Here is a 26,396-nt window from a genome sequence, read left to right on the forward strand (position 1 = left end):
GGGCCATTAATAGAGAACCGCGAGCACGCGGTTGTTTTCACGGCCGACCTTGCGTCGGCCGTTTTATGGGGAGTTCACAGTGAAACCGGTCAAAGTAGGCATCTGTGGGTTAGGAACCGTCGGTGGCGGTACCTTCAACGTACTTCAGCGCAACGCCGAGGAAATTGCTCGTCGTGCCGGGCGTGGAATCGAAGTGGCACAAATTGCCATGCGCACGCCAAAGCCTCAGTTCCAGACGACCGGTATTGCGATTACCAACGATGTCTTCGAAGTGGCCACGAACCCTGAGATCGACATCGTTATAGAGCTGATGGGCGGCTATACCGTTGCCCGCGAGCTGGTACTCAAGGCCATCGAGAATGGCAAGCATGTGGTCACCGCGAACAAGGCATTGATTGCCGTTCACGGTAATGAAATTTTTGCCAAGGCACGTGAGAAAGGCGTGATCGTGGCGTTCGAAGCGGCGGTGGCCGGTGGCATTCCGGTGATCAAGGCGATCCGTGAAGGCCTGTCCGCCAACCGTATCAACTGGGTCGCCGGGATCATCAATGGCACCGGCAACTTCATCCTCACCGAAATGCGCGAGAAGGGTCGCACCTTCGAAGACGTGCTGGCCGAGGCGCAAGCCCTGGGTTACGCCGAAGCTGACCCGACGTTCGACGTTGAAGGCATCGACGCAGCCCACAAGCTGACGATCCTGGCGTCCATCGCGTTCGGTATCCCGCTGCAGTTCGACAAGGCTTACACCGAAGGCATCACCAAGCTGACCACCGCTGACGTGAACTATGCCGAAGCGCTGGGCTACCGCATCAAGCACCTGGGCGTTGCACGCAGCACCGCCAGCGGTATCGAACTGCGCGTACACCCGACGCTGATCCCGGCTGATCGCCTGATCGCCAACGTCAACGGCGTGATGAACGCGGTCATGGTCAACGGCGACGCTGCCGGTTCGACCTTGTTCTACGGTGCTGGCGCCGGCATGGAGCCAACGGCGTCGTCCGTGATCGCTGACCTGGTGGACGTGGTTCGCGCCATGACGTCCGACCCGGAAAACCGCGTGCCGCATCTGGCCTTCCAGCCGGACTCGCTGTCGGCTCACCCGATCCTGCCGATCGAAGCCTGCGAAAGCGCCTACTACCTGCGCATTCAGGCCAAGGACCATCCGGGCGTGTTGGCCCAGGTGGCGAGCATCCTGTCGGAGCGCGGCATCAACATCGAGTCGATCATGCAGAAGGAAGCCGAGGAACACGACGGCCTGGTGCCGATGATCCTGCTGACCCATCGCGTGCTGGAACAGCACATCAACGATGCGATCGCCGCTCTCGAAGCCCTGGCGGGCGTCGTCGGTCCGGTTGTACGGATCCGCGTCGAGCACCTGAACTAAGCCGATATCGTTGACCGGGCCCGCTTGCGGGCCGCGCACTACGAACACTGTCCATTGGAGTCAGTCATGCGTTACATCAGTACCCGCGGCCAGGCACCGGCCCTGAATTTCGAAGACGTCCTGCTGGCAGGTCTTGCCACCGACGGCGGTCTGTACGTCCCGGAAAACCTGCCACGTTTCACCCAGGAAGAAATTGCCTCCTGGGCCGGCCTGCCGTATCACGAGCTGGCTTTCCGCGTCATGCGCCCGTTTGTTACCGGCAGCATTCCCGACGCCGATTTCAAAAAGATCCTTGAAGAAACCTACGGTGTGTTCTCGCACAACGCCGTGGCACCGTTGCGTCAGCTGAACGGCAATGAATGGGTGTTGGAACTGTTCCACGGCCCGACCCTGGCCTTCAAGGATTTCGCCCTGCAACTGCTCGGTCGTTTGCTCGACTACGTGCTGGAAAAGCGCGGTGAGCGCGTGGTGATTGTCGGCGCTACTTCCGGCGACACCGGTTCGGCCGCCATCGAAGGCTGCAAGCACTGCGAAAACGTCGACATCTTCATCCTGCACCCGCATAACCGCGTGTCGGAAGTGCAGCGTCGCCAGATGACCACTATCTTCGGCGAGAACATCCATAACATCGCCATCGAAGGCAACTTCGATGACTGCCAGGAAATGGTCAAGGCGAGCTTCGCTGACCAGAGCTTCCTCAAAGGCACACGTCTGGTGGCGGTGAACTCGATCAACTGGGCGCGGATCATGGCCCAGATCGTTTACTACTTCCACGCAGCGCTGCAGCTGGGTGGCCCGGCGCGTTCGGTATCGTTCTCGGTGCCGACCGGCAACTTCGGCGACATCTTCGCCGGTTACCTGGCGCGCAACATGGGCCTGCCGATCAACCAGTTGATCGTCGCTACCAACCGCAACGACATCCTGCACCGCTTCATGAGCGGTAATCAGTACGTCAAGGAAACCCTGCACGCCACGCTGTCACCGTCGATGGACATCATGGTGTCGTCGAACTTCGAACGCCTGCTGTTTGACCTGCACGGTCGCAACGGTGCAGCCATTGCCGGCCTGATGGACAGCTTCAAACAGGGTGGCGGTTTCAGCGTTGAAGAGGAGCGCTGGACCGAAGCCCGCAAGCTGTTTGATTCGCTGGCTGTGGATGATGCACAAACCTGCGAAACCATCGCCGAAGTGTACGAGCAGACCGGCGAATTGCTGGACCCGCACACGGCCATCGGCGTGAAAGCTGCGCGCGAGTGCCGTCGTAGCCTGGATATTCCAATGGTGATTCTGGGGACGGCCCATCCGGTCAAATTCCCGGACGCGGTGGAGAAGGCTGGCGTAGGAAAAGCGCCAGAGCTCCCTGCATCTTTCTGATTTGTTTGAGCGAGATGAGCGTTGCACCGTGTTGCCGAACGACCTGAAAGCTGTACAGGCCTTTGTCAGTCAGCATGGCAACCGTGGTAAACCCTTGTAAGCGCTAAAAGCTGTCACATTTTGAAGCCCGTCTCCTGACGGGCTTTCTCGTTTCTGCATGCCACACTTGTCCCACTTCGTTAATGAAGAGCCGCCTATGACGGACAGACGAGTTGAACAGCAAGGAAGTGGTGATGCAGTTTTTCAAAGGATTAAAACCAGCCGTGTGCTGGATGTTTTTACTCATTGCCCTGGGTTTTGCTCAAGGGGCAACAGCAGCGCAATTGGCAGTGCCGCAGTCCGCGGAGCCTGCCGTCAGAGCGATGATCGAGCTCGATGCCCAAGAACGTGAATGGATTGCTGCACACCCTCGGGTGATTGTCGCGTCGGCGCAGTACCCGCTGTATCTGTTCAAGGATGAGCTCGGTCAATGGAGCGGCTTGAACAACGATTTGCTCAACCGCATCAGCGCCATGACAGGCTTGCAATTTGTTCACGAAGAGACGTTTTCCACTGATCAGTTGATGGGGCGTCTGGAAAGTGGAGCCGCGGACATGACCACGACGCTGGCAATGAATGACGAGCGCAAGACGTTTATGGATTTCAGTCACTCGTTCGGGGGCGCTGGCTGGGTGCTGATCGGGCGCGCGGGGATGCCTGTCGTTGAGTCTCTGGATCAAATGGCAAAACGGGTGCTGGTGCTACCGGCCAGGCATGCGCTGGAGGCGACGATTCGTCGTGACCATCCGGCGATCGTGTTGCGCTCGGTGAAAACCTATGCCGAAGGCCGGGCGCTGGTCGAGAGCGGTGAAGCGTATGCCACCATCGAAAACGAAATCGGTGCGCATCTCTATCCCGCGGGACAGCTTAAGGTGTGGCATACCCTGGAGGGAAAGTGGGACCCCGATTACCTGGCGGTCCGCAAAGGCCAGGCGCAATTGTTGAGTATCCTCAACAAAGCGCTCGAAGCTTTTCCGCCTGCCGAGTTGCGCGCCATTCGTTTGAAGTGGCTCGACGGTATCAGCCCGGTGCACGCGCCCACTGTATGGCAGCGGCTAAGCCAGTGGGGTTGCTGGGGAGTGGTCTTCGTCAGTCTGTTTGGCTTGCTGTCGTTGCTGTGGAGTCGTCGCTTCACGGTGTTGATCAAGAAACGGCTGGAAGCGGAGAAAAGCCTCGGCGACCAACTCGCCTTTCAGCACGCCTTGATGGATGCCATGCCCGATCCGATGTTTGTGCGTGATCTGGAAGGGCGTTTGATCATGTGCAACAAAAGTTACGAGGAGAGCCTGGCGACCCGTTTCGAGCAGATTCAGGGCCGACAGTTGATTGAACTGGATGTCTTGCCCAAAGCGACTGCTGAACGTTTGCATGCCGAGTTCATCAGCCAATTGAGTACGCGCAGGCGCGGTTCAGCGAGCGTCAATTGCAGTTCAAGAACGGTATCAGGGATATCTACCAGTGGACGGTGCCGTTCTATAGCGCCGATGGCCAATTGCGTGGTTTGTTGGGCGGCTGGACGGACAGGGGGCGGAGCCGCGACGGGTGATGCGCTTGTTTTTTCCCTGTCATCTTTGCCGTGCATGCTCTAACAACCAGAGGCGCCGACGCGCGTGTACACTGGAATCCAGAACTTTCTACTCGGGCCAGTGGTCACTAATTGTGAGCACGCCCCAGGCACTTTGTTTTCGGACTATTGAGTGGTGATCGAGATGGAAAGTATCAGTCTGTTGCTCGGTGAAGCGCTGAGCCCGTATCAGGTCACGCTGTCCCCGTCGGGTGCCCATGGCGAATGCCTGGTAACACTGAAAAATGCGATCGGCGTCATTGATGCGTCGAACGAGCCTTCAATCAGGCTCAGTTGACCGACAAACGTCTGCTGACCGACGTCGTCGACGGCTTGCACCGCGACGTGCTCATTGCCGAAGGACGGCTGGAGCCTTGCGTTATCGCGGCATTGCGCAATGCCGCTCAGGACAAAATGCTGGCTAGCCGAAATTGAAGTGACATCTGTGGGAACCTTCCTGCGCACAGATCAGTCAGACCCTACAGCAGCAGGATCAAGCATTGTGCTCCGGTGCTTGTCGCTTGCTGTTACGGGTCTTTATGTAGGCCACGTTTAACCCCGAGTTGTCTCCCCACTGCTCGGGGTTTCTTTTTGCCTGCGATTTATCACTGCCCGGCCTGATGCTCGAAAAAGGCCCGGGTATCTTCCAGATAGGCGCCGCGACTTTCCGGATCGAGCCAGGCCGCATAGGCCTCGCTCAAATGATCGCGCGGCATTTTGCGCAGCAATTGGTTGATCTCGACGATGGCCTGCCGACCCTTGGGAGTGTCGGTGCAACCGATGTAGCCGGAGAGGTATTTGCCGGTGCCGCGAATCGGATAAAACTGCAATTCATCTTCCGCTATTCCTTGCTGTTGGGCCTGATAGCGGATTTCCGGGCGGTAGCCCAACAACAGTCGCAAGCGCCCCAGGCGTTGCATTTGCAACAGACTGCCCAAGGCGTCGTTTCCGTAGTGCAACGTCAACGCACCGGGCGGTGCTTGTTTGAGCAATGCATCGAGGTATTCGCCGTAGTTGCGCTCGGCAATAATCCCCAACTTCTCGCGACCACTGGCCAGCAGGGCCGCCAGGTCTACTTCACCGTCCCGAATAAAGGGCTCCAGCACCGGTTGATCTATCCGTCTGACCGCCAAACCATTGCTCATGGCCCGAAAAACCGGGAGGGAAAATGCGATCCAGCTTTCACGCTCCTTGCTCCAGTTCAACGCCGCATCGCAGGTCAGGGAAGGCTCGTGGAGCATTTGCAGGCCGCGAGCGCGATTGACCCGCATCACGGTGTGTTCGTATTGCGGCATGCCGGCGATCAATAGGGGCAACAGTTGATCGATGACGCCCTGGCCTTTTTTCGGTCCTTCGAAAATGGTCAGGGGCGGTAGATCTCGCATCAACCAGACCAGGGTTTCCTGGGTTGTGCCATCGCCGATGAGACCAGGCCGCCGAGCAGAAATATCAACAGCAACGCGCCTGTCACCCGCGCGTCGGACGACGTGCGAGGTGTAAAGGGCAACGCAAGCAGGCGCCTCAGCCCAGATAGCTCCGTCTTTGCGCAGTTGTGCGATCTGCGTCGCGTCATAGCCAAGTTCCTGGAGTACCTGTGCGTTGTGCTCGCCCAGTTGCGGCCCAACCCATTGCGAAGTGCCGGGTGTCTCTGAGAGTTTCGGCACGATTCCCGGCATCTTGAAATCTTTGCCGTCCGGAAGCTTGGCCTGCAGGAACATTTCCCGGGCCAGGTACTGCGGATCGCTGAACATGTCTTCGGCACTGAAGATCCGGCTGGCCGGAACGTCGGCCTGATTCAGCTGTTCGATAACCGTGTCCAGCGGCAGTGAGTTGACCCAGCGATCGATCACGCCATAAATTTCGTCGCGACGGCTGTCACGCCCGTCATTGCTGGCCAGCACCGGGTCATTGGCCAGGTCTTCGCGGCCGATGATCAGCATGAACCGTTTGAAAATCGCATCGCCGTTGGCGCCGATCTGCACATGTTTGCCGTCGGCGCTGGTGTGGATCGAGGAGGGCGTGATGCCCGGCATGATGTTGCCGGTGCGTTCGCGAATGAAACCAAACACATCGAACTCCGGCACCATGCTTTCCATCATGGCAAAGATCGCTTCGTACAGCGCCACGTCGACCACTTGGCCGAGACCGCCGTTCACTTCGCGATGACGCAGGGCCATCAGTGCGCCGATCACGCCCCAGAGCGCCGCGATCGAGTCGCCGATGGAAATCCCGGTGCGTACCGGTGGTCGGTCTTCGAAACCGGTGATATAGCGCAAACCGCCCATGGATTCGCCAACCGCGCCAAAACCTGGCTGGTCTTTCATCGGCCCGGTCTGACCGAAGCCGGAGAGACGCACCATCACCAGTTTCGGGTTCAGCGCGTGCAAGGTCTCCCAGCCGAGGCCCAGTTTTTCCAGCACGCCAGGGCGGAAATTCTCGATCAGGATGTCGGCTTCGCCCAGCAACTTTTTCAGAATCGCCAGGCCGTCAGGGTGTTTCAGGTTCAGTGTCAGGGATTTTTTGTTGCGCGCCTGAACGAACCACCACAGCGAGGTGCCTTCGTACAGTTTTCGCCATTTACGCAACGGATCGCCGCCGTCGGGGGATTCGATCTTGATCACTTCAGCGCCAAACTCGCCGCAAATGCGTGAGGCAAACGGCCCGGCGATCAGCGTACCCAATTCAATGACTTTCAAACCTGAGAGCGGTTTTCCTGTAAGCGGCATGCGGGATCCTGTAGGACAAAGGCTGAGCGGATACAGCGTTTTAACATAGCCGAACGTCAGACGACCAAGGTTCATCGCCTTCAATTCGTTGATTGCCTACAGCATCGGTTAGACTTGCCGCCTTTCCTCGTATCAAGAAGCCCGTTCATGGCCCAGCCGTCCACGACCTACAAGTTTGAACTGAACCTCACCGACCTCGACCGCAGCGTTTACCAGACTGTGAAGCAGACCATCGCCCGTCACCCTTCGGAAACCGAAGAGCGCATGACCGTGCGGCTGCTGGCCTACGCCTTCTGGTACAACGAGCAGCTGTCATTTGGTCGTGGTCTGTCAGACGTGGATGAACCCGCTCTGTGGGAAAAGAGCCTGGACGACCGTGTCCTGCACTGGATCGAAGTCGGTCAGCCAGATGCCGATCGCCTGACCTGGTGCTCGCGTCGCACCGAACGCACCAGCCTGCTGGCCTACGGCAGCCTGCGTGTCTGGGAAACCAAAGTGATCCCGGCGATCAAAACCCTGAAAAACGTCAACATCGCCGCCGTGCCGCAGGAAGTCCTGGAAACCCTGGCCAAGGACATGCCACGCGTTATCAAGTGGGACGTGATGATCAGCGAAGGGACGATTTTCGTGACCGACGACCGTGGTCAGCACGAAGTCCAGTTGCAATGGCTGCAAGGTGAGCGCGGCTGATCCTGCGCCGACACCCGATTAATCCCACGTATTCAAGAGAAGCCTCCGTCACCCCATGCGTATCGATCCTCGCCAACTGCCTGCCACTCTGCCATTTCTCGGTGATCTGCCACCGCTGCTGACCCGCCTGTACGCGGCGCGGGGCGTGCTCACCGAGGCTGAACTGGACAAGAGCCTGGCGCGGCTGATTCCGTTCCAGCAGCTCAAAGGCATCGATGCCGCCGTGGATTTGCTGGTGACGGCGCTGGAGCAGCGGCAGCGGATTCTGATCGTCGGCGACTTCGACGCCGATGGCGCGACCGCCAGCACCGTGGGCGTGTTGGGATTGCGCCTGCTGGGCGCCGCTCATGTCGACTACCTGGTGCCGAACCGTTTTGAGTATGGCTACGGCCTGACACCGGAAATCGTCGAAGTGGCGTTGACCCGTTCGCCACAGCTGCTGATTACCGTGGACAACGGGATCTCCAGCGTCGAAGGTGTCGCGGCGGCGAAGCAGCATGGCCTGAACGTGCTGGTTACCGATCACCACTTACCGGGCGATGAACTGCCGCTGGCCGATGCCATCGTCAACCCGAACCAGCCAGGGTGCGAGTTTCCGAGCAAGGCGCTGGCCGGCGTCGGGGTGATTTTTATGTGCTGATGGCTCTTCGCGCCCGTCTGCGCAGCCTCGGGTGGTACGAGAGCCGCCCGCAGCCAAACATCGGTGAACTGCTCGACCTGGTGGCGCTGGGCAGCGTTGCCGACGTGGTGCCGCTGGATGCCAACAACCGGATTCTGGTGCACCAGGGCCTGGAGCGAATTCGCGCCGGCCGTGCCCGGCCGGGAATCAAGGCCATCCTGGAAGTGGCCAAGCGCGAACCTGCACGCATCACCTCCACGGACTTGGGCTTCATTGTCGGCCCGCGCCTGAACGCGGCAGGGCGGCTGGACGACATGAGCCTGGGTATCGAATGCCTGCTCACCGAAGACGCGGGAATGGCGCGGGAAATGGCCGTCCAGCTGGATGGCATGAACCAGGACCGCAAATCCATCGAGCAAGGCATGCAGCGTGAAGCGCTGGCGCAACTGAAGGATTTGCCGGTCGAGTCGATGCCGTTCGGCTTATGCCTGTTCGACCCCGAATGGCACCAAGGGGTCATCGGGATCCTCGCTTCGCGTATGAAAGAGCGCTATTTCCGTCCGACGATCGCCTTTGCCGATGCGGGCGATGGTTTGCTCAAGGGCTCGGGGCGTTCGGTTCAGGGCTTCCACATTCGCGACGCGTTGAGCGTGGTGGCAGCGCAGCATCCGAACCTGATCAGCAAATACGGCGGTCATGCCATGGCGGCTGGCCTGACGCTGCCGGAAGCGAATTTTCCGCTGTTCGCCGAGGCCTTTGACGCCGAAGTGCGGCGGCAATTGCGTGAAGAAGACCTGACCGGGCGCCTGCTGTCGGACGGCACGCTGGCGGTCGAAGAGTTTCACCTCGAGCTGGCGCGTGCCCTGCGACATGCCGGTCCTTAGGGGGGCAGCACTTCCCGGAGCCGTTGTTCCATGGCGTGTTCCAATTGGTCGAGCAGCGCGTGGTCGGCGAACGTCACCTCAAAGTGGTACTGAAAGCGAATGCGGTTCGGTCAAACTCGACGGTATCGCCTTCGGCGTCGACCGCGATATTTGGCCGAACCCGACCATCAAGTGGGTGGAATTGGCCTACAAGCTCGACCTCAACGAGTTCCGTGGCAACGAAACCGTTCAGCTGATGATTGTCCACATCGAACCGCGTTGACTCCATCGCGGGCTTGCCCGCGATAGCAAACTTTCTGACCCCCAATTCATCTGAACCCTCCCTCATCCCCCGATGTCGACTAGGCTCTAATCACTGCTTGATTATCCTTGTGACGTCTTGTCGAATTTTTGCCCGCGGGGGCGGGTGCTGCGCCTTTTTCATGTCACTCGTCGACTTTTCAAACAGAACCCTGGAGCCTGCCCACTGATACGAGAGGTGACCCATGAGTCTGCTGCTTGAACCCTATACCCTGCGTCAATTGACCCTGCTCAACCGTATCGCGGTATCCCCGATGTGCCAGTACTCCAGCGTCGATGGGCTGGCCAATGACTGGCACCTCGTCCACCTCGGCAGTCGCGCTGTCGGCGGTGCCGGCCTGGTGTTTACCGAAGCCACGGCGGTCACCGCCGACGGGCGCATCACCGACCAGGACCTCGGCCTGTGGAACGACGAACAGATCGAACCCCTGCAACGCATCACGCGCTTTATCGCCGCCCAGGGATCTGTGGCCGGTATCCAGTTGGCGCACGCCGGGCGCAAGGCCAGCACCCATCGGCCGTGGCTCGGCAAACATGGCAGCGTCAAGCCCGAAGACGGTGGCTGGGTGCCGGTGGGGCCTTCGACGATTGCATTTGACCCGCAGCACACCCACCCACGGCAGCTCGATGAAAGCGAGATTGCCGAGGTCGTCCAGGCTTTTGTTGACTCGGCCCGGCGCGCACTGACCGCTGGTTTCAAAGTGGTCGAAATACACGCCGCCCACGGTTACCTGTTGCATCAATTTCTTTCGCCCCTGAGCAATCAGCGACGCGATCAATTTGGCGGTTCGTTCGAGAACCGGATTCGGCTGGTGCTGCAAGTCACTGAAGCGGTGCGTGCGGTATGGCCTGAAGAGCTGCCGCTGTTCGTGCGGGTGTCGGCTACCGATTGGGTGGAAGACGGCTGGAACCCGGATGAAACGGTAGAGCTGGCGCGCCGCCTCAAGGCGTTGGGTGTGGACCTGATTGACGTGTCCTCGGGCGGTACGGCAGCCAATGCCGAAATTCCGACAGGGCCCGGTTATCAAACCCGCTTCGCTGAGCGTGTGCGCAAGGAGTCAGGCATCGCCACTGGCACGGTAGGAATGATTACCGAGCCGGCGCAAGCCGAGCACATTTTGCGCACCTGTCAGGCGGACATCATCTTCCTGGCCCGCGAGTTGTTGCGCGACCCGTATTGGCCGCTGCATGCCGATGATGACCTGGGTGGACGCAAGGCCATCTGGCCGGCGCAATACCAACGCGCGACCCATCGGGAGCAGCCGATTCATGAGTCGGATTTGCGTGACTGATTGACGCTGTAAAACCAAAAAGCCCCGGTCGAGTTGACTGGGGCTTTTGCGTTTCTGTGCACTGAGGTTTGTTGTCTGTCAGGCCCTCATCGCGAGCAAGCTCCAGCGCCTACAAGGGTATCGTATCGAACGCATACACTTGTAGGCGCTGAGCTTGCTCGCGATGGGGCCAGCCCAGACAACCATTAACTGTCAGGTGTACTTACGCTTATCCGGCGCTGGCGGGAAATACTGATACAACCAGGTTTCACTCAACGTCCGGTCATTGGTTCGAATGAACAACCGCAGCTCCACCGGCTCGACGCTGTCATTGGTCGGGAACCAGTCGAAGGTGATGCGGTAACCCTTGATGTCATCGAGCACCAGCACGTTGAAATCCTTCACCTGCCCGTTCGAGCACGTCACCACCGGCTCGATCCCGGCACCTTCGGGCAAGCGATCGAGGCCGCCGCCAGTGAAGTCCACGGCAAAACGCCGCGCCCAGACTTCGGGGTAGTGCTCGCCCGGCGCCCAGCCCTCGGTGAAGCCGCCCATGCCCGAACGGGTGGCGTTGACCCGAGCCAATGGCGTGCCGACCGGTGGCAGCGCGCTCCAGTACAGCTTGTAGCCATAGTTCAGGGAGTCACCGGCCGCGACCGGTTTTTTCGGGGTCCAGAACGCGACGATGTTATCCAGTGTTTCACCGGTCGTAGGAATTTCCAGCAGATCGATAGAGCCTTCGCCCCACGCGGTTGTAGGTTCTACCCACAGGCTCGGACGCTTGCTGTACCAGTCGACCGTGTCCTGATAGCTGGCGAACTCATGGTCCGTCTGCACCAGGCCGAAGCCTTTGGGATCGGTGTCGGCGAAGGCGTTGAATTGCAGTTTCGCCGGGTTGTTCAGTGGGCGGCAGATCCACTCGCCATTACCACGCCACATCGCCAGACGGTCCGAGTCGTGAATCTGTGGGTGAATGGTGTCGCACATGCGCCGTTCATGGGTGCCACAGCTGAACATGCTGGTCATGGGTGCGATCCCCAGTTGCTCGATGGCAGTACGCGCGTTGACGTGGGCATCGACCGCCATGACCACCTGATTGGCCTGGCAATCGATATCAAAACGGTAAGCGCCGGTGGCGCTCGGCGAATCCAGCAGGGCATAGACCACAAAACGGGTGCTGTCCTTGTCCGGAGTCTCGAACCAGAACTTGGTGAAGTCCGGAAATTCCTCGCGCTTCTTCGCGTAGGTATCGATTGCCAGGCCACGTGCCGATAGACCGTATTGCCCGGTGTTATCCACCGCACGGAAATAACTCGCGCCAAGGAAGGACAGCACGTCGTGCCTGTCCAGCTCCGGGGCCTTGAACAGCTTGAACCCGGAAAACCCCAAATCGCCCGTCAGTTGTTTGGTGTCGACCGTAGTTTTTTCATAGTTGAACAGGGAAGGACGGAAATGCACCTCGCGCGCCTGACGCGTCTTGGGATCGACGCTGTACATGCGAACCGGCTGCTTGAACCCCATGCCGACGTGGAAAAACTGCACATCCAGCTGACCGTTCAGGTCTTTCCACAGCGAATGGTTCGCGTCGTAGCGGATGGCGTTGAAATTCTGCGGCGTCATGGTCGCCAGCGTTGGCGGCAGCACCTGCTTGGTGTCCTGATAGCGGTTGCCGGCAAGTTGCTTGGCCTGAATTTTCAGTGCTTCGAAATCGAAGGCCTGGGCCTCGCCATCCGCTGTGCCATTGCCCGCCCAGGCGCGGGCGGCCAACAGGCCGGTGGCAGACAAACCGGTGTAAGCCGCGATGGCCATGGACGCTTTGAGCAAGTTCCTGCGATGCATAAGTACAACCTGTCGTGAACAATCCCGCGCCGTTCCTGGCACGTGCTGGATCAAAAATATCGGTTCGGACATGCCTTCGGCCAAACGCAACAGACTTGGGGCGTTCTCAATTAGTTTCCCCACCGTGCCGGGGAAACTAATTGAGAACGCCCCCTAAACAGATGCCAAATAGCTTAAACCGTTCGGTTGCAGACAAGAATTGATGGGTAACACTTTGTCAGTGTGGCAATGAAACAAGAAATGTCGGTGAAGTTTTCCGACAGTACTTTCTGATTTATAGGGCATTCCTGCTTTTTTTGACTAATTACTCTAAAATCGCTTTTCAGCGCGCAGATAGTTTCTATTCTGTGGTCATGACCGGTTTCTGCCCTTCAGGCCGGCGACTGATGAAGAGGAAAGGGCGATGCGGTTTTTGAAGTTTCCACAGACCTATAGAAGGACATCGTCCATGACGAAAGTACAAGGACTCACCGATATGTTAGGAATCCTTCCGTGCTTGGCGAGCGGCCGACGAAGGCGTCGGCTCAGCCCGGACGAGCTGAAGTTGCTGCAACGGTATCGCGAGCTGTCGGAGAGCGACCGGATTGCGATGCGGTATCTGGTGGATGCGATGCGGAGTGTTTCGCGGTTTTGAAGGTTTGAGATTAAGTCTTGTTGGAAAGCCAAGGGGCGGACTGTGAAGTCCGCCCCTTTTTCATTTTTTACCCTGTCTTCAACTGCAAGTGCCCATGATCTTGAAGGGTCGTTGTACTTGCATCAGGTCAGGCATGTCCCGCCATTTGATCCAGGCTTGATGTTGCCAATGCAGCAGCGGCACCGAGATGCCTGCCCATTGCAATGAACTCAGGCTTGGAATGTTATCCACAGCAGCTTTCGACTCACGCAGGGTAGGTATGACCTCGTTGCTTAGCCATTGGCGCAAGTTTCGGTTTTCCGGGACGAAATGGTGAACCAGCAGGGCGTACATCCCAGATTCGCTGACCATCAACGATTCAATGGTTTTGCCGTTCCTCAGCAACAAGACCTGTTGGCGCTGATCGGGATCGAGCTTCAGGGTGAGGCGTTGATCCAGAGGGCGGCCCATCAGGCGACCGAGGTCCTGGACGCAGAACCAAGCCTGGTTGGCGTGCATGAAGGTGTGAAGAAAGCGGTTGTGGCGGGTGAAGACGGTAGGGGTGAAATGAGGATGGATTTTGGACGGATTTAGCGTGTGCTCAAGCATTTTCGACTCCATGTTGAAAAGGAGCCGCCACTGATCCTTCGACAGATTTGGGTGGCGGACCGTGCGGCGTTCGAAGTCGGGACATTCTCGATCAACATGAAGCCAAGAGGCCCGCGCCACACGGCCCACCATAAAGCGAAACTGAAAGGCAAAAAATTGCCCCAGTTCATATGGGGGCGCGGATGCGCCATGTTGATAGTGTTCCGGCTTCGACCCCGGGTCGCTGATTTGGCAGCGACGAGGTAAAGCCTATCTCTCAGGCGCTCGCGGCGCCAAGTCTACTCTGGCGACGCATGCCGTAGGAATGGGGCTTTTAACTTGAAGGCTCGGGCTGTAGGAATTTCCTGTTTTTACTTGAAATGCACTGATGCAGCATCCCAGCCCAGGTTTTTCCTATAGTTTTTTCGTTTTCAGGAACGAACTGCAGGTTTGCTACATGTTGATCGAATTCTCTGTTTCCAACTATCGCTCCTTCCGTGACAAACAAACCCTGTCCATGGCTGCGACGCCGCGCTTGAGCAAAAAGCGCAACCTGTTCGCGCCGCCGGTAAATGGAGAAAAACTGCCGGATTTGTTGAAGGTGGCGGCGATCTACGGGCCGAATGCGTCTGGTAAATCTTCGCTCATTCGGGCGATGGGAATCATCGGACAGTTGCTCACAGCATTACCGTCCTCAAATGATGAACCGCTACCGGTTTCGCCCTTTCGTTTTGACCCGAAACTCCAACATGAACCCAGTTGTTTTGAGTACAACTTCATTCAACGCGGGCTCCGATATCGGTTTGTTCTGCGCCTGACTGCTCTGCGGATTATCGAGGAACAACTGGTTTCATACCCCAAAGGCAAGGAAGTGCTGCTGTATCAGCGTCGTTTTGCGGAGGAGGGTGAGCAGTATATTTTTGGAGCACACCTTGAGGGTGGTAAAGAAGTCCACAATGCGTGGCGGCGACTGACGAGCCCCAAAACATTGTTTATTTCGCAGGCGATAGCGAACAGTAGCGAAGAGCTGACCCAGTTGCGGGGTCCGTTTTTGGCTGGTTTCAAACCGGTCTACTCGTGATCGAGCAGAACAACTTCATGGGGCTGTCAGCCGCGTCCATCAGATTTCTGAAGATTGCTTCGGATCACACCGGCAATTTGCGAGATTTTCTAAAGGATGTGGATATCCCTGTGTCAGCTATCCACCTCAACACCGAAGACGCGGAATCTGTTCAACCTGCAAAAAACTCACGCTGAAAGAGTTCTTTGCGGCCGCCCAAAAAGACAAAGTTACCCTGACGCATACGAGCCTTCTTGGAAAAGCCGAATTCGATTTTTCAGAGGAGTCGGGGGTACAAAAAACCTGATCGGATTCTGGCTGCCCTGGTTCATGATCAATCACGCCGATGGGAGCGGGATTCTTTCTGTCGATGAGTTGGACAGCAGCCTTCACCCTTCAATCGTTGATGACCTGATTGAGAAACACTTGGACAGTGGGCTGGATACTCAACTGATCTTTACCACCCATGACACTCATCTAATGAACGCCAAAACACTTCGGCGCGATCAGTTCTGGATCACCGAGCGCGATGCCAACGGTGCAACCTGTCTTTATTCGGTTCACTGATTTCTGAAGGACGAGAAGGAAGGACGTCGAGAAGCGCTACTTTGAAGGCCGTTATCGCGGATTACCGTTGATAAGGCAGGGCTGATCATGGCACGCCCTATACGGCTGTTTGATCGAAAGGCATCCCGGTTCAAGCCTCAACCCAAAGTGCTGATTCTCTGTGAAGACAGCAAGTCCAGGAAAACGATACCTGGAAGAGGCCGCATTTCATTTTCGCGCCAATGCTCAAGTGGACATTGCCCACTGCGGCATCACACACCAAGTGGCATTGTAAAAACAGCCATCGCCCGTCAGAAAGGATTCGATAAGGTGTTTTGTGCCTTGGATCGCGATACGCATTTGTGTTTTGAGCGAGCAATTAATCTGGCTAGAGCCGCATCCGAAAATCAAGGTCATCGCTTCATACCCCTGTTTTGAGTTTTGGCTTCTTCTGCATTTTGGGTTCAATCGAAAGCCTTTTCGTGCGGTCGGGAAGTGCTCTCCAGGCGACTTGGTAGCCAAGAGCCTCAGAGAAAAGCCCAACATGGATAAGTATGCGAAGGGCGAAGACATCAACTATTTCGCCAAACTCTTGGGAGGCCATTTCAAAGGGCAAGAGCTTTAGCGCCAAAGATTATCGAGGATGTCGCCATTAGCGGCGAAGCCAACCTGAGTACCGAAATCCATCTATTGATGGACGAGTTTGAAAGTCTCTCCAAACCTCAACCGATTTAACACCACCAACCAGCCCGCATCGCTGCGGGCTGAGAAAGTCATCTTTACCGACTAACCTTCCACGCATCCCCGCAGGCGCAGTCCCGTGGTCATACGGCTTGGCAATCCTCATGCACCAACAACCCCAGGCCAATCACGATGGCCGTGCCCAGCACCACGGCGTAGTTGATGTACCACGCCGCATCCGGCGTACGTGGCCAGGCCATGTTGATGATTGCGCCAATGCCATACGCCAGCGCGCCGATGTTCACGATCCAGCCCCACGCACCGAGGGTGAATTTGCCGCTTGGTTTCCAGCTCTTCATACGGGCGTAGAGAGCCCCGAGCACGATCATCTGGAACGCCAGGTAGATGCCGATGGCGGAAGCGAAGCTGACGATGGTGGCCACCGCATCCTGCAGGAAGAAGCCCAGCACGACGATCAGCGCCGGCAGGACGCCGGACACTGAACAGCGCTGCAACCGGAACCTGGGTCGTAGGAGAAATCTTCTTCAGCAGTCAGCTGCCGATGACCATTTCATCCCGAGCGTAGGAATACAGCAGACGACTCGCCGCCGCTTGCAGGCTGATGACACAGGAGATGAAGGAAATCATCACCACGCCCATCACCACTTTCGAACCGACCGGGCCGAAGGCGTTGTTGAGGATGGTGGTGACCGGGTCCTTGTCGGTGCCATTGATCACGGCTTGCATGTCTGGCACGGCGAGGATCAGCGCCAGGCAGGCGAACATCGCCGCGATGCCACCGATGTAGGATGGTCATGCGCATGGCCACCGGGATTTTCTTGCTCGGGTTCGGGGTTTCTTCGGCCACATCGCCGCAGGCCTCGAAGCCGTAGTACAGGAACATCCCCGCCAGCGAAGCGGTCAGGAAGGCTGGCAGGTACAGGAGCCGTCAACATCTGATGTCGAAGGTGTTGAACAACACGCTGAGCGGTTGATGACGCTCGAAGACCAGCAGGTAAATGCCGACGATCACCGCGCCCACCAATTCGCACAGGAAGCCGAACATGGCGATGCGCGCCAGCACCTTGGTGCCGCTGAGGTTGACCAACGTGGCAAACAGCGTCAGCAACAGCGCGATGATGATGTTGGTGTTGTTGCTCGGTTCAAAACCCATCATGGCCGCCAGGTACGGACCGGCACCCACGGCAACCGCGGCGATGGTCACGCACAGGGCGATGGAGTAGATCCAGCCGACCATCCACGCCCAGCGCTTGCCCACTAAACGACGGGCCCACGGGTAGACGCCACCGGAAATCGGGAATTGCGAAACCACTTCACCGAAGATCAGGCACACCAGCAACTGGCCGCATCCGACCAGCAAATAGGCCCAGAACATCGGTGGTCCGCCAGCTGGCGAGGCACAGGCCGAAGAGGGTATAAACCCCTACGACGGGCGAGAGGTACGTGAAGCCCAGGGCGAAGTTTTCCCACAGGCTCATGCTGCGATTGAAGTTCGACGTGTAACCCAGTTTGCGTAACTGCTCGGCGTCGCTGTCAGCGACGGGGACAGCGAGTTCGGGTGTTGTATCCATGGTGTTAGCTCCGGAAAATCGGCAGATTTCGGATGTCCGAAACCGTGGCGGGGCCATGACGGCACTGCCCGGATCGGTGGTTATTGTTTGACTTCTTTGGGGTGGAACCTGGGTGGTGCGTACTGCCGGTTTCTGCCTTGAAACCGAGGTGACGCCTTCGCGAGCAAGCCCGCTCCCACGGGGAATGCGGTCAAATGTGGGAGCGGGCTTGCTCGCGGAAGCTTGTAGTGCTTGAACATCACATGCCGGACGACGGTGTAGTCCTCCAGCCCGTACATCGACATGTCTTTGCCATAACCGGACAGTTTCTGACCGCCGTGGGGCATTTCGCTGACCAGCATGAAGTGCGTATTCACCCAGGTGCAGCCGTACCTGCAGGCGGGCAGACAGGCGATGCGCGCGACCGACATCCGCCGTCCAGACCGACGACGCCAGGCCGTAGTCCGAATCATTGGCCCAGCCCAGCACGGGGCTTCATCGCTGAACTTTGTGACCGGCACCACAGGTCCGAACACTTCGCGGCGAACAATTTCGTCATCCTGCTGGGCGTCGGCCAGTACGGTCGGCTCGAAGAAGAAGCCATTGCCGTCCACCGACTTGCCGCCGGTGATCAAACGGATGTGCGGTTGTGCGAATGGCGCGCTCGACAAACCCGGCCACGCGGTCGCGATGTTGGGCGGTGATCAGCGGCCCCAGTTCGGTCGACGGATCATCCTGCAAGCCGTACTTGATGCTGCTGACCGCCTCGCCGAGCTTCTCGACGAATTTTTCGTAGATGCCTGCCTGCGCATAGATGCGGCATGCCGCCGTGCAGTCCTGACCGGCGTTGTAGAAACCAAAGGTGCGGATGCCTTCCACGGCGGCGTCGATGTCGGCGTCGTCAAAGATGATCACCGGGGCTTTGCCGCCCAGTTCCATGTGCATGCGTTTAACCGTATCGGCGGTGCTGGAAATGATGTTCGAGCCGGTGGCGATCGAACCGGTCAGCGACACCAGTGCGCACTTTGGGGTGCGTGACCAACGGGCTGCCCACGGTAGGACCACGGCCAAACACCAGGTTGAGCACGCCGGCCGGGAAAATTTCCGACGCCAGTTCGGCCAGGCGCAGGGCGGTCAGCGGGGTTTGTTCCGACGGCTTGAGCACCACGGTATTACCGGCGGCCAGGGCCGGGGCGATTTTCCAGGCGTACCATCATCAGCGGGTAGTTCCACGGCGCGATGGAGGCGATCACGCCCACCGGATCGCGGCGGATCATCGAGGTATGGCCCGGCAGGTATTCACCGCCCGCCGAACCGCTTCATGCAACGGCTGGCGCCGGCGAAGAAGCGGAACACGTCGGCAATCGCCGGGATCTCGTCGTTCAACGCGGCGCCTGTGACGGTTCGCCGCAGTTGTCCGATTCCAGTTTCGGCCAGTTCTTCGCCATAGGGCTTCGATGGCGTCGGCGAGTTTGAGCAGCAGCAGCGAGCGTTCTTTGGGCGGGGTTTGCGACCAGCTGTCGAACGCGGCATCCGCCGCACGCACGGCGGCATCGACCTGGGCCTCGCTGGCTTCGTTGATTTCGACCAGTACGCGACCCAGGGCCGGGTTGAACACGGATTGGGCGGGGCCTTCGCCGTCGATCAGTTGGCCGTTGATCAAGAGTTTGGTTTGCATGGCATTGTCCTCATCGCAACTGTTGTTTTCTTCTGTGGGAACCGGCTCAAATGTGGGAGCCGGTTCCTACCGGGAGTAAGGGTTTTCAGTTATTTCCCGCCGCTACCGGCCACACTCTCACCGCCCCGGGTCAGGTAATAGGCGCCGAGGATCGGCAGCATGGTCACGATCATCACCAGCATCGCGACGACGTTGGTCACCGGCACGTCCCGTGGGCGGCTGAGCTGGTTGAGCAGCCACAGCGGCAAGGTGCGTTTCATGGCCGGCGGTGAAGGTGGTGACGATGATTTCGTCGAACGACAAGGCAAAGGCGAGCATGCCGCCGGCCAGCAACGCCGAGCCGAGGTTCGGCAGGACGATGTAGCGGAAGGTCTGCCAGCCATCGGCGCCGAGGTCCATGGACGCTTCGATCAGGCTGTGTGAAGTACGGCGTAAAGCGGGCGATGACGTTGTTGTAGACGATCACCACGCAGAAGGTCGCGTGGCCGACGATGATGGTGAACATCCCCGGCTCGATCCCCAAGGTCTTGAAGGTCGCCAGCAAGGCGATCCCGGTGATGATCCCCGGCAACGCAATCGGCAGGATCAGCATCAGCGAAATGCCTTGCTTGCCAAAAGTCGCGCCGGTACAACGCCGCTGAAGCCAGCGTGCCGAGGACCATGGCGATCAGCGTGGCGATCGAAGCGATCCTGCAACGACAACTTGATCGCTTCCAGCACGTCGGGGCGCGAGAACGCCACGCCTATCCACTTCAGGGTGAAACCCTTGGGCGGAAAGCTGAAAGCCGCGTCTTCGGTATTGAAGGCGTACATGAAGATGATCAGGATCGGGAAGTGCAAAAACACCAATCCGCCCCAGGCTGCGATTTTCAGGCCCCAAGAGGCTTTGTCAGAGTGCATCGAAGGCCCCCAGTCGTTCGACGATGGACAGGTAAATGGCGATCAGCACAATTGGCACCAGCGTGAAGGCCGCGGCCATCGGCATGTTGCCGATCGCGCCTTGCTGGGCGTACACCATGCTGCCGACGAAGTAGCCCGGCGAGGCCGACCAGTTGCGGCACGATGAAGTCGCCCAGGGTCAGCGAGAATCGATGAAGATCGAGACCGGCGGCGATGCCGGGAATCGACAGCGGCAGAATCACTTGGCATGAAGGTCTGGCGTGGCTGGCGCCAAGGTCGGCCGAGGCTTGCAGCAAGGACGGCGGCAGACGTTCCAGCGATGCCTGGATCGGCAGAATCATGAACGGCAGCCAGATGTAGACGAACACCATGAAGCGCCCCAGGTGCGAGGTCGACAAGGTGCTGCCGCCCACGGCCGGAATGCCCAGCACAAACTGCAACACCGGCTCCAGCCCCATGTGTTGAACGAACCACTGCGCGACGCCGCCCTTGGCCAGTAGCAAGGTCCAGGCATACGCCTTGACGATGTAACTGGCCCACATCAGCATCATCACCGCGATGTAGAAAAACGCCTTGGTCTTGCCGGTGGTGTAGCGCGCCATGTAGTAGGCAATCGGGAACGCGACGATGGCGCTGGCAATCGACACGACGACAGCCATGCTCAAGGTGCGCAGGATGATGTCGAAGTTCGACGGCTGAAACAGCGCTGCGAAGTTCGCCAGGGTCAGGTCGGGTGTGACCGCCATGGTGAAGTCATCGAAGGTGTAGAAGCCTTGCCACAGCAGCACCAGCAACGAGCCGAGATAGATCGCGCCGAACCACAGCAGTGGCGGCACCAGCAGCAATGACAGGTAAAATTCGGCCGGCGATACAGCAGGTTGGAAAACCTGCGCAACGGCGAGCCGCCGGCCGGGGTTTGAGGGATAACCACGCTGGTCATCTCACACCCCGCCGGCAACGGTGTCGATGCAACGGGATCATGGCTTCCCGTGCCCAGCGTGCGCTGATGCGTTGCCCGGTCTGGTGCTGGGCGCTGACGTCCAGCCATTGATTGTTGGCCTGGCTGATGTTCAGGGTCTGGCCGTTTTCCAGCTTCAGTTCGTAGCGAGTAGCGCTGCCCTGGTACTGGATGTCGTGCAGCAATCCGCTGACTTCGATTTCGTGGCCGGCCAGCGGGCCTTCGGCGAAACGCACGTGTTCGGGACGAATCGAGAACGGCTGTGGATTGCCGCTCAACTGCTTGGCCAGATCGCCGCGAATCACGTTGGAGGTGCCGACGAATTCGGCGACGAAGGTCGTTGCCGGTTTCATGTAGAGGTTGCGCGGGGTGTCGACCTGTTCGATGCGGCCCTTGTTGAACACGGCCACGCGGTCGGACATCGACAGCGCTTCGGTCTGGTCATGGGTGACGAAAATGAACGTGATGCCGAGCTGGCGTTGCAGTTTCTTCAGCTCGCTCTGCATTTGCTCGCGCAGCTTCAAGTCGAGGGCGCCCAAGGGTTCGTCGAGCAGCAGCACACGCGGGCGATTGACCAGTGCGCGGGCCAGGGCCACACGCTGACGTTGACCGCCGGACAGTTGCACCGGTTTGCGCTCGCCGTAGCCACCGAGGGCGACCATGTCGAGGGCTTCTTCGGCGCGTTTCTGGCGCTCGGCCTTGCCGACGCCTTTGACTTTCAAACCATAGGCGACGTTGTCGCGCACATTCATGTGCGGAAACAGGGCGTAATCCTGAAACACCGTGTTGACGTCACGCTCATACGGCGGCAACCCGGCGGCCTCTTCGCCGTGAATCCGGATAGAGCCTGCGCTCGGTTGTTCGAAACCGGCGATCAGGCGCAAACAGGTGGTTTTGCCCGAGCCGGAAGGGCCCAGCATGGAGAAAAACTCGCCGTCCTGGATGTCGATGGAAACCCGGTCTACGGCTTTCACTTCGCCGAACAGACGGGAAACGTTGGTGAACTGGACTGCAAGCGTCATGGTGCGGTGCTCCAAAAAGGCGAGGGCCGTCGCAGCGGCCCTGCCAGGACTTCTGAAAAAGCTGAAACTTAATGAACAGCGTCGTAGCAGCTGTCGAGGTACGAGGCTGCGTTGGGCTGCGCAGCGGCCCCGAGGGCGGTCCTGCGGACACAGCAACGCAGCCTCGTGCCTCGGCAGCTGCTACGGGGGGCTTATCGGCCGCCCATGATCGCGATGTAGTCCTGGGTCCAGCGGCTGTATGGCACGAACTTGCCGCCTTCAGCCTGCGGGGTTTTCCAGAAGGCGATCTTTTCGAACTGGTCGAAACCGTTGGTTTTGCAGCCCTCGGCGCCCAGCAGTTCGCTGCCGGTGCACGCCGCCGGCACCGCTGGCAAGGAGCCGAACCAGGCCGCCACATCACCCTGGACTTTCGGTTGCAGCGACCAGTCCATCCACTTGTAAGCGCAGTTCGGGTGCTTGGCCTCGGCGTGCAACATGGTGGTGTCGGCCCAACCGGTGGCGCCTTCTTTCGGGATGGTCGAAGCGATCGGCTGCTTCTCGTTCATCAGGCCGTTGACCTGATACGGCCAGGCACTGGACGCGACCACGCCTTCGTTCTTGAAGTCACTCATCTGCACGGTGGTGTCGTGCCAGTAGCGGTGGATCAACGGCTGCTGGGCGCGCAACAGATCCAGCACGGCTTTGTACTGTGCTTCGGTCAGTTCGTAAGGGCTCTGGATGCCCAGCTCCGGTTTGGTGGCCTTGAGGTACAGCGCCGCATCGGCGATGTAGATCGGGCCGTCATAAGCCTGCACGCGACCCTTGTTTGGCTTGCCGTCCGGCAGGTTTTCCGCATTGAACACCACGCCCCAGCTGGTCGGCGCGGTCTTGAACACATTGGTGTTGTACATCAACACGTTCGGGCCCCACTGGTACGGGGTGCCATAGGTTTGTTTATTGACGACGTACCAGCCCCGTCTTTGAGGCGAGGGTCAATGTTCTTCCAGTTCGGGATCAACGCCGTGTTGATCGGCTGCACACGCTTGCCGCCAATCAACCGCAACGAGGCATCGCCCGACGCGGTCACCAGGTCGTAACCGCCCTTGGCCATCAAGCTGACCATTTCATCGGAAGTGGCCGCAGTCTTCACGTTCACTTTGCAGCCGGTTTCCTTCTCGAAACCGGTGACCCAGTCGTAGGCCTTGTCGCTTTCGCCACGTTCGATGTAGCCGGGCCAGGCCACGATATCCAGCTGACCTTCGCCGGCGCCGACCGCTTTCAGCGGTTCAGCGGCCTGGAGGCTGGCGCTGGCCAGCAGCGCTGTAGTGATTGCACTGAGCAGTGCGGTCTTGTGCACGAACATGGGAATTCCCTCTTCTTTAATTATGGTCGGGGCAGTTGTGAACGTGGTGAAGCATGCCGTTAGCGGCTTGTTATTAGCGTAGTCAGAGATGTTGGCCGTGGCGCGCCATGATGTGCCGCACCACGCTGTAGTCCTGGAGCGAATCGCTGGATAGGTCTTTGCCGTAGCCCGAACGCTTCAGGCCACCATGGGGCATTTCGCTGACCAGCATGAAATGGCTGTTGATCCAGGTGCAGCCGTACTGCAAGCGCGCTGCGACCTGCATCGCCTTGTCCAGGTTTTGGGTCCAGACCGAGGAGGCGAGGCCGTATTCGGAGTCGTTGGCCCAGTCCACGGCTTGTTCGAGCCCGTCAAAACGGGTCACGGTGACCACCGGCCCGAACACTTCGCGCTGGACGATCTCATCGCTCTGCTTGCAGCCGGCCAGCAGCGTCGGCTGGTAATAGAAGCCGGCACCGGAATGCACCGCCGCACCGGTCACCCGCTCGATGTGCGGTTGGCCGAGGGCGCGTTCAACAAAACTGGCCACGCGGTCGCGCTGGCGGGTGCTGATCAGCGGGCCGATTTCGTTATCGGCATCGCGCTTGCCGGCGAAACGCAGGCTGCTGACCGCCGCGCCGAGCTCAGCCACCAAACGATCATGAATCCCCGCCTGTGCGTAAATCCGGCACGCGGCGGTGCAATCCTGACCGGCGTTGTAATAACCGTAAGTGCGCACACCCTCGACCACCGCTTGAATGTCCGCATCGTTACAGACGATCACCGGCGCTTTGCCGCCGAGTTCGAGGTGCGTGCGCTTCAAGGTTTTCGCCGCGGCTTGCAGGATTTTTTGCCCGGTGACGATATCGCCGGTCAACGACACCATGCGAATTTTCGGGTGGCTGACCAAGTGGCTGCCGACCCCTTCACCGCCGCCGCAGACAATATTGATCACACCACGCGGCAGGATCTCGGCCAGGGCTGGGGCCAGGGCGAGGATGGACAACGGCGTGTGTTCGGACGGCTTGAACACCAGCGTGTTGCCGGCGGCGAGGGCCGGGGCGATTTTCCACGCGGCCATCATGATCGGGTAATTCCACGGCGCGATAGAGGCGACGACCCCTATAGGATCGCGGCGCACCATGCTGGTATACCCCGGCAGATATTCACCGCTGAGCTGGCCGGTCTGGCAGCGCACGGCGCCGGCAAAGAAACGGAACACATCGACCGTCGCGCTCAAGTCATCCTGACGGGCCAGGTGCAATGGCTTGCCGCAGTTCAGGGATTCGAGACGGGCGAGGAGGTCGGCTTGTTTTTCGATCGCGTTGGCGATGTCCAGCAACAGGTTCGAACGTTGCTGTGGCGTGGTCCGCGACCAACTGGCAAACGCGTGATGGGCGGCGAGAATCGCGGCTTCCACTTGCTCGGTGCTGGCTTCGGCGATGTGCGTCAGCACTTCCACGGTGGCGGGGTTGAGGATGGGTTCGACAAAACCCTGACCCGCGACCAATTCGCCATCGATCAACAACGCGGTGAACAACGGGGTCTGCGCGCCAGCCATCTTTCGGGTTCTCTTTTCTTGTGTGGCCATGCTGCTCCCTGTGACTGGGGCCGGCCGTCTTATATAGATGCAACAAGACTAGTGCGCGGACCCGAGGTCGACAAATACTAAATACTGAAGGTGGCGTTCGATTAAATAGATGGCTTGCGCCCGCCGTGGGGCTGCTCGCGCGCAACCGTCAGGAACGGGTCCACCAGCGCTGGCCGCGCCGTGCCGCGACGCCAGGCCAGGCCGACGTCGAGGGTCTGACTCAGGTCGGCAATCGGGCGCGCTTCGATGATGTCGCCCTCCAGCGACCACGGGCGATAGGTCATGTCGGGCTGGATCGATACGCCCAAACCGGCCGCCACCAGGCTTCGCACGGCTTCCGTCGACGCGGTTCTCAGGGTGATGCGTGGTTGCAGCGACGCGGCGGACCACATGCGCTGGGCATTACGGTCCATTTCATCGACGTTCAGTTGAATCAGCGGCTCTCGCGCCACATCGGCGAGGTTGATGCTGTCGTGTTCCAGTAGCGGATGCTGCGCCGGCAGCCACAAGCGATGGGGCGAATGGGTCAGGACTTCGGTTTGCAGGGCGTGGCGGTCTTCGAGGTTGGAGAGGATCAACACGCCGACGTCGATCTCGCCACTGACCAGCAAATGCTCGATGTAGGGGCGTTCGTCTTCCATTACGCGGATTTCGACGTTGGGGTAGGCGCGTTGGAATCTTGTCAGCAAGTCCGCCAGGTAATAGCCGGCCACCAGGCTGGTCACCCCGACGATCAACTGCCCGGCCACCTGATCGGTGCTCTGTTGCAGGCTGCGCTTGGCGTTGTCCACCGTGGCCAGGATCAAGTGCGCCTGACGCAGGAATTGATGGCCCTGATGAGTCAGGCTCATCCCCTTGGCATGCCGGTTAAACAGGCCTACGCCTATCTCCTCTTCCAGTTGCTGGATCGCCAGGGTCAATGTCGATTGGGAAATGAACGCGGTTTGTGCGGCGGCGGAGATCGAGCCGGTCTCGGCCACGGCGATGAAGTGACGAATCTGACGCAGGGTCATCATGGGACAGTACCCGGTGGGCGGTTTTTATAGATTTGCTCGAGTGTATATCTTTTTAATCGATGGCTCGTTTTATCCTGGCAACATTCAGAAGCACTCTCGCCAGCAGACGCGGGGCACTTTCGAATTAGGCTCGGGGCCTTAAGTGTCCGGTTAACCCCTTT

9 protein-coding genes and 13 pseudogenes are annotated in these 26,396 nt (G+C 59.1%); 10 read left to right on the forward strand and 12 right to left on the reverse strand.

The annotated features are described in order from the left end of the window. Window positions 1–79: 79 nt before the first annotated feature. The 4 genes and pseudogenes from AB4N76_RS19470 to AB4N76_RS19485 all read left to right on the forward strand — a co-directional run bounded on the left by AB4N76_RS19470 (window position 80) and on the right by AB4N76_RS19485 (window position 4,796). Window positions 80–1,384 carry a homoserine dehydrogenase gene (locus AB4N76_RS19470; RefSeq protein WP_046029043.1) on the forward strand — a complete coding sequence of 435 codons (1,305 nt, stop codon included), beginning with the start codon at window positions 80–82 and terminating at the stop codon, window positions 1,382–1,384. A 66-nt stretch (window positions 1,385–1,450) separates the two neighbouring features. Continuing rightward, a pseudogene (thrC, locus tag AB4N76_RS19475) lies at window positions 1,451–2,858 on the forward strand (threonine synthase). A gap of 133 nt (window positions 2,859–2,991) precedes the next feature. Next, window positions 2,992–4,343 (forward strand): annotated as a pseudogene (locus tag AB4N76_RS19480) (transporter substrate-binding domain-containing protein). A gap of 163 nt (window positions 4,344–4,506) precedes the next feature. Further along, window positions 4,507–4,796: pseudogene (locus AB4N76_RS19485) on the forward strand (DUF3509 domain-containing protein). Window positions 4,797–4,966: 170 nt separating this feature from the next. Here the strand turns inward: AB4N76_RS19485 and AB4N76_RS19490 are convergent. Further along, window positions 4,967–5,778 (reverse strand): annotated as a pseudogene (locus AB4N76_RS19490) (TIGR02285 family protein). Window positions 5,779–5,890: 112 nt separating this feature from the next. Beyond that, window positions 5,891–7,087, reverse strand: a pseudogene (locus tag AB4N76_RS19495) (CaiB/BaiF CoA transferase family protein); the annotation flags it as partial. Window positions 7,088–7,234: 147 nt separating this feature from the next. Between AB4N76_RS19495 and AB4N76_RS19500 the strand changes: the two are divergent. The 3 genes and pseudogenes from AB4N76_RS19500 to AB4N76_RS19510 all read left to right on the forward strand — a co-directional run bounded on the left by AB4N76_RS19500 (window position 7,235) and on the right by AB4N76_RS19510 (window position 10,872). Further along, window positions 7,235–7,777, forward strand: coding sequence for a YaeQ family protein (locus tag AB4N76_RS19500; protein ID WP_046029054.1), 543 nt, complete (start codon window positions 7,235–7,237; stop codon window positions 7,775–7,777). A gap of 55 nt (window positions 7,778–7,832) precedes the next feature. Then, window positions 7,833–9,542, forward strand: a pseudogene (gene recJ / locus AB4N76_RS19505) (single-stranded-DNA-specific exonuclease RecJ). Window positions 9,543–9,765: 223 nt separating this feature from the next. After that, entirely contained in the window at window positions 9,766–10,872 is a 1,107-nt protein-coding gene (locus AB4N76_RS19510) for an NADH:flavin oxidoreductase/NADH oxidase (protein ID WP_046029058.1), read from the forward strand. A gap of 192 nt (window positions 10,873–11,064) precedes the next feature. Here the strand turns inward: AB4N76_RS19510 and AB4N76_RS19515 are convergent, their stop codons facing one another. After that, the gene (locus AB4N76_RS19515) at window positions 11,065–12,690 is read right to left on the reverse strand and encodes a glucan biosynthesis protein D (RefSeq protein ID WP_046029059.1); all 1,626 of its coding nucleotides are present in this window, start codon (window positions 12,688–12,690) and stop codon (window positions 11,065–11,067) included. A 448-nt stretch (window positions 12,691–13,138) separates the two neighbouring features. Here AB4N76_RS19515 and AB4N76_RS19520 point away from each other — a divergent pair, with 448 nt between their 5' ends. Beyond that, a complete protein-coding gene (locus AB4N76_RS19520; protein ID WP_046029626.1) occupies window positions 13,139–13,324 on the forward strand; it encodes a hypothetical protein in 186 nt (61 codons plus the stop codon). 78 nt (window positions 13,325–13,402) lie between these two features. Here AB4N76_RS19520 and AB4N76_RS19525 read toward each other — a convergent pair whose 3' ends face one another. Beyond that, entirely contained in the window at window positions 13,403–13,912 is a 510-nt protein-coding gene (locus AB4N76_RS19525) for a BRO-N domain-containing protein (RefSeq protein WP_460163407.1), read from the reverse strand. A gap of 436 nt (window positions 13,913–14,348) precedes the next feature. Between AB4N76_RS19525 and AB4N76_RS19530 the strand changes: the two are divergent. Beyond that, a pseudogene (locus tag AB4N76_RS19530) lies at window positions 14,349–15,603 on the forward strand (AAA family ATPase). 2 nt (window positions 15,604–15,605) lie between these two features. Next, window positions 15,606–16,232: pseudogene (locus AB4N76_RS19535) on the forward strand (RloB family protein). Between the two features lie 44 nt (window positions 16,233–16,276). On the opposite strand, the pseudogene AB4N76_RS19540 reads toward AB4N76_RS19535, so the two are convergent. The 8 genes and pseudogenes from AB4N76_RS19540 to AB4N76_RS19575 form a co-directional block, all read right to left on the reverse strand. Then, window positions 16,277–17,770, reverse strand: a pseudogene (locus tag AB4N76_RS19540) (APC family permease). A 227-nt stretch (window positions 17,771–17,997) separates the two neighbouring features. Beyond that, window positions 17,998–19,427: pseudogene (locus AB4N76_RS19545) on the reverse strand (gamma-aminobutyraldehyde dehydrogenase); the annotation flags it as partial. Window positions 19,428–19,516: 89 nt separating this feature from the next. Beyond that, a pseudogene (locus tag AB4N76_RS19550) lies at window positions 19,517–20,327 on the reverse strand (ABC transporter permease). Further along, a pseudogene (locus AB4N76_RS19555) lies at window positions 20,317–21,267 on the reverse strand (ABC transporter permease). Before AB4N76_RS19555 ends, AB4N76_RS19550 begins: the two co-directional pseudogenes overlap by 11 nt. Further along, window positions 21,264–22,307, reverse strand: a complete 1,044-nt coding sequence (locus AB4N76_RS19560) for an ABC transporter ATP-binding protein (RefSeq protein ID WP_460163408.1) — start codon at window positions 22,305–22,307, stop codon at window positions 21,264–21,266. The pseudogene AB4N76_RS19555 and the gene AB4N76_RS19560 overlap by 4 nt, the downstream one beginning before the upstream one ends. Window positions 22,308–22,498: 191 nt before the next feature. After that, window positions 22,499–23,649: pseudogene (gene ydcS, locus AB4N76_RS19565) on the reverse strand (putative ABC transporter substrate-binding protein YdcS). Window positions 23,650–23,731: 82 nt separating this feature from the next. Beyond that, window positions 23,732–25,219, reverse strand: coding sequence for a gamma-aminobutyraldehyde dehydrogenase (locus tag AB4N76_RS19570; protein ID WP_460163409.1), 1,488 nt, complete (start codon window positions 25,217–25,219; stop codon window positions 23,732–23,734). Window positions 25,220–25,320: 101 nt separating this feature from the next. Beyond that, window positions 25,321–26,235 carry a LysR family transcriptional regulator gene (locus AB4N76_RS19575; RefSeq protein WP_046029088.1) on the reverse strand — a complete coding sequence of 305 codons (915 nt, stop codon included), beginning with the start codon at window positions 26,233–26,235 and terminating at the stop codon, window positions 25,321–25,323. Window positions 26,236–26,396: the final 161 nt, after the last annotated feature.

The sequence above is a fragment of the Pseudomonas sp. S2_F03 genome, from assembly GCF_054668335.1.

Bases quoted from the DNA above. Each gene is read 5' to 3' on its own strand.
- AB4N76_RS19500 (WP_046029054.1), top strand. From the start codon at position 7,235: ATGGCCCAGCCGTCCACGACCTACAAGTTTGAACTGAACCTCACCGAC.
- AB4N76_RS19510 (WP_046029058.1), top strand. From the start codon at position 9,766: ATGAGTCTGCTGCTTGAACCCTATACCCTGCGTCAATTGACCCTGCTC.
- AB4N76_RS19515 (WP_046029059.1), bottom strand. From the start codon at position 12,690: ATGCATCGCAGGAACTTGCTCAAAGCGTCCATGGCCATCGCGGCTTAC.
- AB4N76_RS19520 (WP_046029626.1), top strand. From the start codon at position 13,139: ATGACGAAAGTACAAGGACTCACCGATATGTTAGGAATCCTTCCGTGC.
- AB4N76_RS19525 (WP_460163407.1), bottom strand. From the start codon at position 13,912: ATGCTTGAGCACACGCTAAATCCGTCCAAAATCCATCCTCATTTCACC.
- AB4N76_RS19560 (WP_460163408.1), bottom strand. From the start codon at position 22,307: ATGACGCTTGCAGTCCAGTTCACCAACGTTTCCCGTCTGTTCGGCGAA.
- AB4N76_RS19570 (WP_460163409.1), bottom strand. From the start codon at position 25,219: ATGGCCACACAAGAAAAGAGAACCCGAAAGATGGCTGGCGCGCAGACC.
- AB4N76_RS19575 (WP_046029088.1), bottom strand. From the start codon at position 26,235: ATGATGACCCTGCGTCAGATTCGTCACTTCATCGCCGTGGCCGAGACC.